Origin of the sequence: Lacimicrobium alkaliphilum, from assembly GCF_001466725.1 — a bacterium.
GTDB classification, from domain to species: Bacteria; Pseudomonadota; Gammaproteobacteria; order Enterobacterales; family Alteromonadaceae; genus Lacimicrobium; species Lacimicrobium alkaliphilum_B.
Map to the genome: position 1 here is coordinate 1,776,913 of NZ_CP013650.1, position 12,733 is coordinate 1,789,645.

12 protein-coding genes, 3 tRNA genes and 1 pseudogene are annotated in these 12,733 nt (G+C 50.7%); 13 read left to right on the plus strand and 3 right to left on the minus strand.

Going from position 1 to position 12,733, the window contains the following annotated elements; translation table 11 throughout:
* Positions 1-54 precede the first annotated feature (54 nt).
* From AT746_RS08110 to AT746_RS08125, 4 genes are all read left to right on the plus strand, one after another.
* Positions 55-717 (plus strand): response regulator transcription factor, encoded by a 663-nt coding sequence (locus tag AT746_RS08110; protein WP_062478872.1) that lies wholly within the window; start codon positions 55-57, stop codon positions 715-717.
* A 70-nt stretch (positions 718-787) separates the two neighbouring features.
* A complete protein-coding gene (add, locus tag AT746_RS08115; protein ID WP_062478875.1) occupies positions 788-1,792 on the plus strand; it encodes an adenosine deaminase in 1,005 nt (334 codons plus the stop codon).
* 89 nt (positions 1,793-1,881) lie between these two features.
* Positions 1,882-2,712: an alpha/beta hydrolase gene (locus AT746_RS08120; protein WP_062478878.1), complete on the plus strand. Its 831-nt coding sequence runs from the start codon at positions 1,882-1,884 to the stop codon at positions 2,710-2,712.
* A 118-nt stretch (positions 2,713-2,830) separates the two neighbouring features.
* Positions 2,831-3,040, plus strand: a complete 210-nt coding sequence (locus tag AT746_RS08125) for a DUF3185 family protein (RefSeq protein WP_062478881.1) — start codon at positions 2,831-2,833, stop codon at positions 3,038-3,040.
* Between the two features lie 76 nt (positions 3,041-3,116).
* Here AT746_RS08125 and AT746_RS08130 read toward each other — a convergent pair whose 3' ends face one another.
* Together AT746_RS08130 and AT746_RS08135 are read right to left on the minus strand one after the other, a co-directional pair.
* Positions 3,117-5,039 (minus strand): alpha/beta hydrolase family esterase, encoded by a 1,923-nt coding sequence (locus AT746_RS08130; RefSeq protein WP_062478888.1) that lies wholly within the window; start codon positions 5,037-5,039, stop codon positions 3,117-3,119.
* Between the two features lie 343 nt (positions 5,040-5,382).
* Positions 5,383-5,778, minus strand: coding sequence for a hypothetical protein (locus tag AT746_RS08135; protein ID WP_062478892.1), 396 nt, complete (start codon positions 5,776-5,778; stop codon positions 5,383-5,385).
* An 83-nt stretch (positions 5,779-5,861) separates the two neighbouring features.
* On the opposite strand from AT746_RS08135, the gene AT746_RS08140 reads away from it, so the two are divergent.
* On the plus strand, positions 5,862-6,410 hold the full coding sequence (locus AT746_RS08140; protein WP_062478895.1) for a DUF2058 domain-containing protein: 549 nt from the start codon (positions 5,862-5,864) through the stop codon (positions 6,408-6,410).
* 268 nt (positions 6,411-6,678) lie between these two features.
* Positions 6,679-6,726: pseudogene (locus AT746_RS20280) on the plus strand (hypothetical protein); the annotation flags it as partial.
* A gap of 330 nt (positions 6,727-7,056) precedes the next feature.
* Here the strand turns inward: AT746_RS20280 and ansA are convergent.
* Positions 7,057-8,064: an asparaginase gene (gene ansA, locus AT746_RS08145; protein WP_062478899.1), complete on the minus strand. Its 1,008-nt coding sequence runs from the start codon at positions 8,062-8,064 to the stop codon at positions 7,057-7,059.
* 262 nt (positions 8,065-8,326) lie between these two features.
* Here ansA and AT746_RS08150 point away from each other — a divergent pair, with 262 nt between their 5' ends.
* The 7 genes from AT746_RS08150 to AT746_RS08180 all read left to right on the plus strand — a co-directional run bounded on the left by AT746_RS08150 (position 8,327) and on the right by AT746_RS08180 (position 12,350).
* A complete protein-coding gene (locus tag AT746_RS08150) occupies positions 8,327-8,524 on the plus strand; it encodes a hypothetical protein (RefSeq protein ID WP_062478902.1) in 198 nt (65 codons plus the stop codon).
* Positions 8,525-8,641: 117 nt separating this feature from the next.
* Positions 8,642-9,286 carry a UvrY/SirA/GacA family response regulator transcription factor gene (uvrY, locus tag AT746_RS08155; protein ID WP_062478906.1) on the plus strand — a complete coding sequence of 215 codons (645 nt, stop codon included), beginning with the start codon at positions 8,642-8,644 and terminating at the stop codon, positions 9,284-9,286.
* Between the two features lie 45 nt (positions 9,287-9,331).
* Positions 9,332-11,158, plus strand: a complete 1,827-nt coding sequence (uvrC, locus tag AT746_RS08160) for an excinuclease ABC subunit UvrC (RefSeq protein WP_062478909.1) — start codon at positions 9,332-9,334, stop codon at positions 11,156-11,158.
* A gap of 81 nt (positions 11,159-11,239) precedes the next feature.
* On the plus strand, positions 11,240-11,803 hold the full coding sequence (gene pgsA, locus AT746_RS08165; RefSeq protein ID WP_062478914.1) for a CDP-diacylglycerol--glycerol-3-phosphate 3-phosphatidyltransferase: 564 nt from the start codon (positions 11,240-11,242) through the stop codon (positions 11,801-11,803).
* A gap of 260 nt (positions 11,804-12,063) precedes the next feature.
* Positions 12,064-12,139 (plus strand) — tRNA-Gly (locus tag AT746_RS08170).
* An 11-nt stretch (positions 12,140-12,150) separates the two neighbouring features.
* Positions 12,151-12,224: transfer RNA gene (locus AT746_RS08175), tRNA-Cys, on the plus strand.
* A gap of 39 nt (positions 12,225-12,263) precedes the next feature.
* Positions 12,264-12,350: transfer RNA gene (locus tag AT746_RS08180), tRNA-Leu, on the plus strand.
* Positions 12,351-12,733: the final 383 nt, after the last annotated feature.

Below are 12,733 nucleotides of genomic sequence, written 5' to 3' on the forward strand. Positions count from 1 at the left end.
CCGGCATGAAAATGTCGGACACTAGCACTCAGATTTAACCGAGTGGCACATAGCATGGCTAAGTTTCTGATCGCTGATGATCACCCTTTATTCAGAGAAGCTTTGGCTGGCGCCTTACAGCAGCGCTTTTCACCGCTGGAACTGGTGCAGTCCGACTCGCTTGACAGCACTCTGGCATGCATGCAGCAACATGATGATCTTGATCTGGTGTTGCTGGATTTGCATATGCCCGGTTCTGGTGATTTGTATGGTTTGATCCGGGTACGCCAGGACTTTCCTATGGTGCCGGTGGCTGTGATTTCCGGCAGTGAAAACCCACAGGTGGTGGCGAAGGTCATGAGCTTTGGCGCGCTGGGCTTTATTCCCAAGTCTTCCTCCTCAGAGCAAATCGCCGGTGCTATCAATGCCATTTTAGAAGGCGATAACTGGGTACCCGAAGCGCTACAGGGCGAAATTCAGTACATTGATGATCAAAACCGCGAACTGGCAGCCAAAGTCGCCGAACTGACCCCGCAGCAATACAAGGTGTTGTGTTTTATTCACAACGGCCTTCTGAACAAACAGATCGGCTATGAACTGGGCATTACCGAAGCGACAGTAAAAGCCCATGTGACTGCCATATTCCGCAAGCTTGATGTTTACAGCCGCACTCAGGCGGTACTGCTGGCAGAAAAGCTGCAACTCGAACCTCCGCAGAGTCCTGTTTCCCAGGACTGAACACTGTCGCTGTTAATGCCTGAAGGGATTGATATACTGACCTTTTATGGCTCATCAAAGGGAAGTAATTATGATCAACCCCAATCTGCCACTGACAGATTTGCATCGTCATCTGGACGGCAATATTCGCCCCCGCACTATCTGGGAACTGGCCCAACAACACGGTATTAAGTTGCCAGCAGACAGTTACGAAGCCTTACTGCCACTGACACAGGTACAGGGCCAGACCAGTGATCTGCTGGATTTTCTGCAAAAGCTGGATTACGGGGTTTCAGTGCTGGCCGATATCGATGCCTGCTACCGGGTGGCGATGGAAAATATGGAAGACGCTCACGAATCCGGGCTGGATTATGTAGAGCTGCGTTTTTCGCCTTACTATATGGCCCGCACCTTTGAGCTGGATATGGTGCAGGTGGTTGAAGCGGTTATCGACGGAGTCAGAGCCGGTAGTGAGAAGTTCGGTATTCAGGCTAACCTTATCGGTATTCTCAGCCGTACCTTTGGTGCCGAAATCTGCTGTAAGGAACTGGATTCTTTATTGGCCTGTAAAGACAGGATCACGGCGCTGGATTTAGCCGGTGATGAACTGGGCTATCCGGCGGAGCTGTTTCTGGATCACTTTAAGCTGGCCCGGGATGCCGGCTGGCAAATTACCGTGCATGCCGGCGAGGCAGACGGCCCGAAAAGTATCTGGAATGCCATAGAAAAACTCGGTGCCAGCCGTATCGGTCATGGTGTGGCCGCGACTCAGGATGACAAACTGATGGAGTACATGGCCAAAAATCTGATTGCGGTGGAGTCTTGTCCCACTTCCAATTATCAGACCGCCACCTTAAAGGCTATTGCTGATTCACCCATGCCGCTGTTTCTTGAGCGTGGCTTGTGCGTGACCCTGAATACGGACGATCCGGCGGTGTCCAATATCAATCTGGAAAATGAGTATCGGGTCGCTAAGGAAATTATCGGTCTGAGTGATGCTCAGCTTGAGCAGGTTCAGCGCAATGGTGTGACCGCTGCTTTTATCTCTGAGCAGGATAAAAAGGCCCTGTATGCCCGCAAGGCAGAAACGGCCTAGAGATTATTGCCGGGCCCGACCCGGCTTTTTCAAGAGAAGCATGATGTGGCGATGGAATATCCGCCGCAACGGCCTTAACAGGTGACAGAGTGATAAAAGTGAACTGGTTGATTATGCTGGCCCTGTTGCCTGCTTTATTGCAGGCCTCTGTCAGATTGCCCGGAACGGAGCAACTGAGCGTTGCCGATGCCGGTACTGGCGTGGGTTTTCAGATTGCGGTTCAGCTGCCACCGGATTATTACAAGCCAGAGGCGTTTAAGATCCGCTATCCTGTTGTCTATCTGCATGGTGATATCAGTGACTTTGCGCTGGTGGTTGGTGCCAGTCGCAATGCTATGCAGCAAGGCAGCATTAAACCAGCCATCATCGTGGCGCTCTCCCGTGAACACAATCGTCAGGAACTCATCGCTCCGGGCACGGCTATTCAGCGGCTTCATTATGGCGAACAGCTATTTGAGTACCAGCGCTTTTTAACCCGCCAGTTGATCCCGTTGGTTGAACGGCGCTACCGGGCGACAGACAAAGAGCGCACCTTTATTGGTAAAAATGGTGGTGCATTACTGGGGCTGTATCTGATGGCCAATGAGCCAGGGCTGTTTACCAGTATGCTGCTCGGCAGCCCGGCCTTCTGGTATGACAATCACAATAGTCTTAATAAACTGATTGATGCAGTAAACAGTAGACAGGTGACACATGCACGGATCTTTGTCGGTGTCGGTCAACTGGAAACACCCATACATCAACAAGGCACAGAAGATTTAGTCAGTGATGCCATTGATATGCAGACCCGTATATCAGCCTGGCGTTATCCGGGGCTGGAACTGAAGCTGATGTTGGTACCTGATGCCGACAACAGCACCGCGTTTCCCACCACAGTTACCCAGGGGATGCATTGGCTGAGCAAAACACCTCAGCAATAATCTCAACAACTGCCCTGATTAGTAATACCAATTATTTAGTTCAATTGGTATTACTGTACAGCCCCGGCGGAAGTGTCTATGCTGAGATTGCATGTAAGCTACGAAAAGGAATATAAGAATGGCAACAAACGCAACTACTAAAGTTATCAGTCTGGTGTTAATGATCGTCGGTATTGGTCTGGCGGTATGGGGTTTCAGAGAAGCGGATTCACCAATGGGCGAGGTAACTGAAACCGTAACCGGATCTTATGCGGATGAAACTATGATGATGCTGATTGGCGGCGCGGTAAGTTTTGTCGTCGGCCTGTATCTGTTTATAAAAAAATAACCCGCGCTATTAATATGCTTTAAAAAGACACCGGGTGGCCTGCTCAGCTGCCACTCAGTGTCTTATATTGATTACTCTATTCTGTACAAGAACTCAGATACCAGTTTACCCCGTCATCCGATGAGAGCGTATTGGTGCCCCAGGTCGAGCCTGGCATGGCATCGTCACTGCCATTGGCAAAGTAATCCGGGCTGTAGTAATTGCCTGTGCTGTAGGCCCGCCCCGCTACTTTGTGGTAGTAATTACTGGTGCTGACTTCTTCGCAGTCAGCCGGTGGTGGATCATTATCGCCCCCATCATCCCCATTTCCGGGGGCACTGCTGCAACTTTGTGCCGGTCCGGAACAGGAGTTGTCATCGTCCTGCCACTGGCACTGATTGCTGGCAACAAGTATTTCATTGAGCTTGAAGCTGTCAGTACCGTATTCAAGATAGCAGTTGGCATAATTAGTGTAATCCAGTCGTCCGGCACTGATATGCTGGTCCAGCGTTGCCATCTGGCCGGCATCAATATCGAAGCTCAGACTATCGGAAATTAACAGACCCCTGTTGTCTGTTGCTGTGACGATAGCGGTGTTGTTGCCACCAGGTAAATCACAGGTGCTGGCGCTAAAATCATTGCCAATGACAGAGGCAGTAATATCACCATTATCAAAACTGACAACGACACTGGCCAGATCCTGATTTACATCCACTACCTTACCGCTCACCGTGGCGCACTGAGCATCAACATTGACTTCGAGGTCGCTTAATACCGGTGCCTGGGGGGGCGGCTCAGGACCGACTCTGGCTGTGGTTTGATAGGATTCACCCGCCAGACCTTCGCTGTCAGTGGCAGTAGTGCTGATTAGATAAAGATCATCGGCCAGGGGCGGGCTATTGAGCAGGAAATTATCACTGGCTTCCACAGTGGTGCTGGCTGTGACTTCAATACCAGAGGTGTTGGTAAATATCGCATCGATGCTTTGTACCGAGGTTTCGGTATCGATGGCTTTACCGCTGATGCTGATGACATCGGCGCTGACACTGACATTGATATCTGACAGGGCAGGGCCGGTGTTGCGGTTCACTCTCTGATTATTGTCGAGGAAGTATTGGCCGAGATAGCGGGCATAGTTTATGCCGGCACCGTTGATATAACTGCCACTGGCTCCCTGACCTCCTGACCAGGCGTGATCCACATTGTCAAACCAGAGCATGGAAACACGGCCATCCTGCCACAGAATCTCATCTGCAGTGCGCCCGCTGCCCTCGTTAATCTGATTGGTACCGGGTAACTGGCTGACACCATAAAGTGCGGCCATGCCTTCGGCATTTTGCTCGTTATAACACTGATTCACCGTGGTATCGTCGCGACCAAAAGCCATTGAGGCAACCTGGGAGTTAAAAAAGCTGCCATAGCTTGCGCCGTACTGACTGCATCTTGTCTGCACATCGGCTGTTTCACAGGGTCCGAGTGCACCATTGGAACTGGTGCCTATACTCGGCCCGGCGCTGATGCCCATACCGGCAAATACATCAGGCGCCAGGCAGGCGGTGGTATTGGCAAAGCTGGCACCGGAAGAGAGCCCGGCAATGTATACCTGATTAGCGTCGATCCCACGATTACTGTCACCAGACAGGGCATTGGCCAGGGAGATCAGATTCTTATAATCCCCGGCAGTGCGTGACTTGGTTCCCTGCCAGTAAGACCAGCAGCTGAAACCTGCTTTATTCATGGCATCGGGCACAGCGATTACCAGGCCAAATTCTTCGGCGGCATCTTCTAAATTGGCCGACAGGTAGGCGTCAATACTCTGAGTACAGCCATGTAACACAATCAGCAGGCCTTTGCCCTCACCAATAGCTGATATGGTATCAGGCGTATAGATATGTACCTTGTTAAATCCGCCGATGCTGACGTTGTTCTGCCAGCTACCCGCCTGGCTGACTGACGCCATCGCCATGCAGAAAAGACTGAAAAATGGCAATGCCAGAGATTGCCGGAGTGTTCTTATCATTACTTGCTCCATTTCTTTAATTATTATTGGATGAAGCCAGTACCCCCAATGCAGCTCCTGAAACTGAGAATTCCCTGATTACGGGAGAGCACTTCATCAAATGCCCATCTGTCTGACTCATTGCTCTGTTAAGAGCCGGGTCTGAATTGAATGGGTAGTATTACAATAGGACGGCAGGTTAAAAAATAACCTACTACTTTAGTGCTGTGGGGGAGGGCTGGAACAATTGTTATTTCCCTTTAAGGTGCCAGGACGCAAATAGTTTTGATTCTGAGGCCGTTTTTTTCTGCGCCTTAGTCTCTTAAGCGAAGTATCTTGTGTTGAAGGCGGGATAGCTCCTCAGCTACCAAAGTTCTGGCAGCAGGGTAATAAACATCAGCACAATATAGGGAAAGGCAACGGTAGGGCGCAGGGCTGAGCGCAGATACTGTGCGATTAAGGAGACCAGCCCCGGGCGGTTTTGTTGCCAGTTAGTATACAGGGGCAACAGGGGCTGCTCTGCCAAAGTAGTTTCCAGTGACAACAAGCTGGCTTCGAGTCTGGCCTGAAAGGTTTTCCAGATGCCTTCCTGCAGCCAAAGTACGCAAAGCAGCAACAACAAAGGCCAGTAACTGAGATGGCTGATCAAACCGCCCAGAGTGGTGAGTACAGCAATCAGTTTGATCACCAGCGCCATATTCTCATAGTGTTCGTACTGGCGATGTAGCGTCAGCCATTGTTCCTGACGTATCTTTTCCATTATTACTTCCTGTTTAGTGGTTTTTCAGATTTGGCGAATTGGGGTAGTATACCCGCCTGATTCTAATACAGGTAAGTCCCCATATGGCACTTTCTCTTCAGGAACAATTGCTTAAGGCCGGACTGGCAGACAAGCAAAAAGCGCAGAAGATCAAAACTGAAAAGCGCAAGAAAGCCAAACAGCAGAAAAAACATAAGCTGGAACAAACCGACGAAGCCAGACTGGCAGCAGAACAAGCGCTTGAAGCAAAAAAAGCCAAAGATCGTGAGCTCAATGAGCAGGCCAGGCTGGACGCCGAGAAAAAAGCCATAGCCGCGCAGATAAAACAGCTTATCGAAGTTAACCGTCAGCCTAAGGGCAACGGTGATATCGCCTGCAATTTTACCGATGGTACCAAGGTAAAACATATCTATGTGGATAAGGGCACGCACAAACATATCAGCCAGGGCAAACTGGCGATCGTGAAATTCAGCGACAGCTATGAAGTGGTGCCCATGCCGGTGGCGGATAAAATCGCCGAGCGTGACGCCGAGCTGGTGCTGTTCCGTGCCGATAAAGTAGAGCAGAGCAGCGATGAGCAGGCCGATGACTGGTACGCCGAGTATGAAATCCCCGACGATTTAATGTGGTAAAGCAGTTGTCAGTCGTAGCCCGTATAAAGCGAAGCGGAATACGGGTGCTGTCTGTCATGCCCGAATGCCGTTATCGGGAATGTCCAGCACCTTTGATTGCAAGGTTTTATTGATCGGCACATCACTAATTCAATGGTTGCTGGGCATCCAGCGCCTTGTTCTTTACTCCAACAGGCTCAAACATCACAAACGCTACGCCATAAAAACCTTGTCATCCTGATGACAATCAGGATCTTTTAATCCTGGCAGAGAAGGTTCAGGCTTTTGTAATGACTGGTACGCCGAGTATGAAATCCCTGATGATTTAATGTGGTGAAGCAGTTATCAGCTATCAGTCCTCAGTGGTCAGCAAATGTCTGGTGTTGCGCTACGGAGTCTGATTTGGCTGCTGGGGATGAGTCAGGGCACCGGATTCCCGCTAACAACATGCTGGAGTGACCGACTGTCGTGCCCGAATGTAGTTGTCGGGCATCCAGCGCCTTGTCTTTTACTCCGAAAGGTAACACTAAAGGCACGAAATCTTATCTTGCTATATCAGAGTCGCAGAGGAATACGAAGTCAATGCAATGCCATCTTTGCGTCTCAGCGCCTCTGCGAGAATTGATTAAATGTTCGTGATTTTCCTGTGGTTAGTGGTTCAGCGCGGCTATACCGAGAGTTCGCCGCGCAGATTAGTCGTCAGTTTTTCCCGGACTTCATCTGTGCTCAGGTTCTGGCTGAGCAGATAATGCAGTTTTGCCAGTGCCGCTTCGAGGGTCATATCGCCACCTGATACCACTCCCACTTCGGCCAGTGCATTACCGGTGGCATAACCGGCCATGTTCACTTTGCCGCGCAGGCACTGCGTGCAGTTGAGCACAATAATATTCTGCTCGCGGGCGGCCTTAAGCTGTTCCAGTAACGCCGGATTCTGGGGCGCATTGCCGACGCCGTAGCTCAGCAATATCAGCGCATTTACCGGCTGTTGTATTGTATTTCGTATCACTTCGGCGCTGATTCCGGGATATAGAGTCACCACACCGATAGGCTGAGCCTTGACCGGGCTGACCTGAAGCTCCCGCGCTTCGATAGGCTGAACCTTGCCCTCAACCACCTCAATATTAATACCGGCTTCCAGTAACGGCCCAAAGTTAGGTGAGCCAAAGGCATTAAAACCGTCAGCGTGGATCTTGCGGCTGCGGTTACCCCGCAAAAGCTGGTTGTTAAAAAACAGGCAGACTTCATGAACAGGGTAATTCGCGGCCAGAAACAGCGAATTAAGCAGGTTTACCTGGCCGTCACTGCGCAGCTCCGCCAGCGGAATCTGTGAGCCGGTTACAATCACCGGCTTGCTCAGATTTTCGAACATAAACGACAGCGCCGAGGCGGTATAAGCCATAGTATCGGTGCCGTGCAGAATGATAAAACCGTCATAATCCTGATAGTTGGCTTTGATATCATCGGCGATATGCTGCCAGTCGGTGGGCGACATATCCGAGGAGTCCATCAGCTCGTCATATTCATGGATGGTAAACTGCGGCATTTCCTGGCGGTGGAACTCCGGCATTTTGGCCAGCGTCTGTGACAGAAATCCCGGCACACACACATAACCTTTGCTGGAGGGACGCATGCCGATGGTGCCACCGGTGTAGGCTACGTAGATGTGTTTTTTCATAAGGTTTATGCCAGATACAGGGATTTGGCGTTATTCTACTGTCTCAAAGCCTAATCAACCAGTGCCAGCGATCGGGCTTATTGATAATGTGCTTTTCCCATTCGTTTGCGATAAATTATGCTCAGTCATACCCAACAACAATGAATAAAGAACAAATTATCAGCAAATACCACCGTACACCCCGCATATCACGGAGTATTTGTGGTAAACCCAAGTGCTAGTTTAAGGTTACTTGGTTATACTTAATGAGGTAAGGTAACGGATGGTAAAAAAAGTCAAACTGATCGTTTTTGACTGTCGTTGCGGTGGCGAGCCCAAAGGGCCGGAGCCAGTGCCTGGTTGTCATGACAGATGGCGAATATCCTGCGCGGTGGCGCTCTGCGAGGCCATGAATACGGGGCAGGGTAAAGAAGATGTCATCAAAGGCTGGAACCGACTCAGCAGCAGCTTTTACCGTTGATTACATTTTGTTGCAAGTAGCGGAGTCTGTTTTATTGCAACATACAAAATCTAGAGAGAATTTGTGGTCAGGGAACACTATAAAAAGCTCGAAAAGAAAAATAGCCGGAGCTAACCCTTGATAAAAATACTACTGGTGGATGATCATGATTTGGTGCGAACCGGTATCAGATTGATCCTCAAAGCCGAAACCTCCTTTAAAGTGATAGGCGAAGCCAACAGCGGTGAAGAGGCCGTGAAGTTTTGCCGCAATCAGGAACCCGACGTGGTGTTAATGGACATGAATATGCCGGGTATGGGAGGCCTGGAAGCCACTAAGAAGATCCTGCGTTACAGCCCTGATATCAAAGTGATTGTGCTTTCCATGTACAAGGAAAATCCGATCCCAACCAAGGTGATGCAATCGGGTGCCTGGGGCTTTATCACCAAAGATGCCGAATCTGAGGAAATGAACCGCGCCATCTTTCAGGTGTGTGCCGGGCAGAAATACATTGCCCCGGAGATCGCCCAGCAGATAGCCCTTGGCAGGCTGGATTCCAATGAATCAGACCCCTTTAAACAGCTTTCAGACAGAGAGCTGCAGATCATGATCATGCTGACCAAAGGCATTAAGGTGCCGGATATCGCCACCAAACTGAGTATTACGCCGAAAACCGTGAATACCTATCGCTACCGTATGTTTGAAAAACTCGGTGTTACCGGAGATGTTGAATTGACCCATCTGGCGCTGCGCCATAAGCTGATCAGTCACGAACAGTCTTAAGCCGCACTTTATTGCTTCGCGGCATACAATCAGACCCTATTATTTATGACAGACAGCGCCAGCTTCGATCATCAGGCCTTTATTAAAAATCTGACCCCGCAACCCGGGGTCTACCGCATGTATAACCTTAAAGGCGAGGTGATCTATGTGGGCAAGGCGCGCAATCTGAAAAAGCGTGTGGCCAGCTACTTTCGGGCCAACCTCGACAGCGTAAAAACCCAGTCACTGGTGCGCCAGATTGCCAGCATGGATGTGACGGTAACCCATACCGAAACAGAAGCCTTTATTCTTGAAAACAACTACATCAAGAAGTACAAGCCGCGCTATAACGTATTGCTGCGGGATGACAAATCCTACCCCTTTATTCTGCTGAGTGAGCATGAGCATCCGCGCCTGACGGTACACCGCGGCCCGCGTAAGAAAAAGGGCGAGTATTTTGGCCCGTATCCGAGCGCTTCTGCCGTGCGTGAAAGCCTGCGCACCATGCAAAAGCTGTTTCCCATTCGCCAGTGCGAAGACAGTTACTATAAAGCCCGTACCCGGCCCTGTTTGCAATACCAGCTTAAACGCTGTGCCGGGCCCTGCGTTGAAGGCCTGGTGAGTGAAGAGGAATATGCTCAGCAGGTACAACTGGCAAGGTTGTTCCTCAAAGGTCGCAATGCTGAGGTGATCGACACCCTGGTCAAAAAGATGGAGCAGGCAAGCCTGGACTTGCGTTTTGAAGCGGCGGCCCGTTACCGGGATCAGATCAGTGCCCTGCGCAAGGTTCAGGAGCAACAGTGGGTGAGCGGCGATCAGCCCGAGATGGATGTATTTGGTTTTGCCTATAAAAACGGTATTGCCAGCGTGCAGGGCTTTTTTATCCGCGATAATAAGCTCTTAGGCAGTAAGAGCTTTTTCCCCAGGGTGCCGGGCGAGGCTGAGCCAGCGGAGGTGTTCCAGTCATTTATCCTGCAGTTTTATCTGTCCGGGAATAAATCCATTCCCCGCCAGATTGTGTTGCCTTTGGCATTGAATGAGCCCGACGCCATTGCCGAGGTACTGAGCAAGCAGGCCGGCCACAACGTGAAGTTTTTCCAGGGCGCCCGGGATGAAAAACGCCGCTATCTGGATTTGGCCAATACCAATGCCATGAATGCGCTGGAAACCCAGCAGAGCAATCAGAAATCGGTGTTTGCCCGTTTTCTGGAGCTGGAACAGGTGCTGGAGCTGGATAATCCGATTCAGCGCATGGAATGTTTTGATATCAGCCATACCTCAGGCCAGCAGACCGTGGCTTCCTGCGTGGTATTTAACCGCGAAGGGCCGTTTAAAAGCGACTACCGGCGCTACAATATCGAAGGCGTTACCCCCGGCGATGACTATGCGGCCATGGGGCAGGCGCTCAAACGGCGCTATCGCAATATCAAGGATCCGGCTAAAATTCCGGATATCCTGTTTATCGATGGCGGTAAGGGCCAGCTGGCACAGGCTGAAGAATGCTTTGAAGACTGGCCTCACGAGAAAATGCCGATGCTGATTGGGGTCGCCAAAGGCACCAGCCGCAAACCCGGGCTGGAAACGCTGATTCTGGCCGGCAGCCATGCCACCATTCCACTGAACGCGGATTCATCGGCGCTGCATCTGATTCAGCATATTCGCGATGAGGCACACCGTTTTGCCATTACCGGCCACCGCAATCGCCGCCAGAAGGCCAAAACCCAGTCCAGGCTTGAGAGTATTCCGGGGGTAGGGGCAAAGCGCCGTCAGAGCATGCTGAAATACTTAGGTGGTATGCAGGAAGTGCTTAAAGCCAGCGCCTCGGAGCTGGCGAAAGTGCCCGGCATCAGTGCCGAGCTGGCAGAGGATATTTATCAATACCTTCATCATTAAATTTGTCAGGCCAAGCTGGTCGGATTAGGTTAAGATTGGCGGTTGAAAAAGAGCAATAAGAGTCAGAGACAGATATTCAGTATGTGGACCATTCCCAACATTCTTACCACCTTGCGGGTTTTTCTGATCCCGGTATTTGTGATCGTATATTTCCTCGACTGGAAATGGGCTCATCAGGCTGCGGCCTTTATTTTCTGGCTGGCAGCGATCACCGACTGGTTTGACGGTTATCTGGCCAGGAGGCTGGGGCAAACCACTGCCTTTGGTGCGTTTTTCGACCCGGTGGCTGACAAGCTGATTGTGTGCGCCGCGCTGCTGATGATTATCCATCACTACGACACCGTATGGATCACGGTTTCTGCTATTTTGCTGATGTCACGGGAGATTTTTGTCTCGGCCTTAAGAGAGTGGATGGCCGAATCAGGCAAAAGCGCCGAGGTACGGGTGTCTTTTATCGGCAAGGCTAAGACCATGGCGCAGATGCTGGCGCTGATTGGCCTGCTATCTGAGCTGGAAGTGTTTATGGGCATCCCCATTTATTGGGTGACGCTGGGCAAGATATTGCTGGCCATTGCTACTGTGCTGTCGGTGTGGTCGATGCTGGCCTATCTGAAAGCTGCCTGGAAACATCTGGTGGCAGAATAGCCGCTGACCGCAAAGACTTGTGTGAAAACAGCACACTTGAGTCAAAAAACCAGCACTCGGCATGAAAAAGCCACTTTTGTGGTTGACAGCCAAGGCGTTGAAGGTAGAATTCAGCGTCACGTTTAGCCGGTGGTAACTTATCGGCAATGGCAAAATACAGGACGTATTTTGTAATAGCTCAGCAAAGCTATGCAGTTGAATCCCGGTAACGGGTATCAGTAGTGCAATGGACTGATTTTTAAAAGTTAAAACAGAATTATGCGGGAATAGCTCAGCTGGTAGAGCACAACCTTGCCAAGGTTGGGGTCGCGAGTTCGAATCTCGTTTCCCGCTCCAATTCTTACACAGGCGGAATGGCAGAATGGCTATGCAGCGGATTGCAAATCCGTGGATCTCGGTTCGACTCCGGGTTCCGCCTCCATATTGATATCATCGTTATACAAGCAAAAATCCCCCCGATGCCCGGGTGGTGAAATTGGTAGACACAAGGGATTTAAAATCCCTCGATCGCAAGGTCGTGCCGGTTCAAGTCCGGCCCCGGGCACCACATCTGATTTATTCACTTTGGCAACTCTCACAAACGCATAGGCGTCATCTTGTATCGCCAGCCGGACTATTCCAGCCAAAAATCACAGATTTTTGTCGTTCAGCCAGGCGGAGCTTCGCTCCTACAGAAACTGGCTTCACCCAGCCCCGGGCACCATTATTTATCTGTATTTCTTCCCTATTAATTTACCTCATTCGTACCCGTTTTCTTTTCAGTAAGACCGGCCTTAAACCGACGCTTCGCGTGCGGTTCAGGTGCTCGCCACATCCATGTGGCTCACCCGCTTCGCGGGCCAGCTAAAGCTGTCAAATATTGCTCCCGGCAATATTTTCCGGCTCGGGCACCACATCTGATTTATTTACCTCACCATTTATACAAACGCA

Coding starts and splice junctions, on each gene's coding strand:
- AT746_RS08110 (WP_062478872.1), top strand. CDS start 55: ATGGCTAAGTTTCTGATCGCTGATGATCACCCTTTATTCAGAGAAGCT.
- add (WP_062478875.1), top strand. CDS start 788: ATGATCAACCCCAATCTGCCACTGACAGATTTGCATCGTCATCTGGAC.
- AT746_RS08125 (WP_062478881.1), top strand. CDS start 2,831: ATGGCAACAAACGCAACTACTAAAGTTATCAGTCTGGTGTTAATGATC.
- AT746_RS08130 (WP_062478888.1), bottom strand. CDS start 5,039: ATGATAAGAACACTCCGGCAATCTCTGGCATTGCCATTTTTCAGTCTT.
- AT746_RS08135 (WP_062478892.1), bottom strand. CDS start 5,778: ATGGAAAAGATACGTCAGGAACAATGGCTGACGCTACATCGCCAGTAC.
- AT746_RS08140 (WP_062478895.1), top strand. CDS start 5,862: ATGGCACTTTCTCTTCAGGAACAATTGCTTAAGGCCGGACTGGCAGAC.
- ansA (WP_062478899.1), bottom strand. CDS start 8,064: ATGAAAAAACACATCTACGTAGCCTACACCGGTGGCACCATCGGCATG.
- AT746_RS08150 (WP_062478902.1), top strand. CDS start 8,327: ATGGTAAAAAAAGTCAAACTGATCGTTTTTGACTGTCGTTGCGGTGGC.
- uvrC (WP_062478909.1), top strand. CDS start 9,332: ATGACAGACAGCGCCAGCTTCGATCATCAGGCCTTTATTAAAAATCTG.
- pgsA (WP_062478914.1), top strand. CDS start 11,240: ATGTGGACCATTCCCAACATTCTTACCACCTTGCGGGTTTTTCTGATC.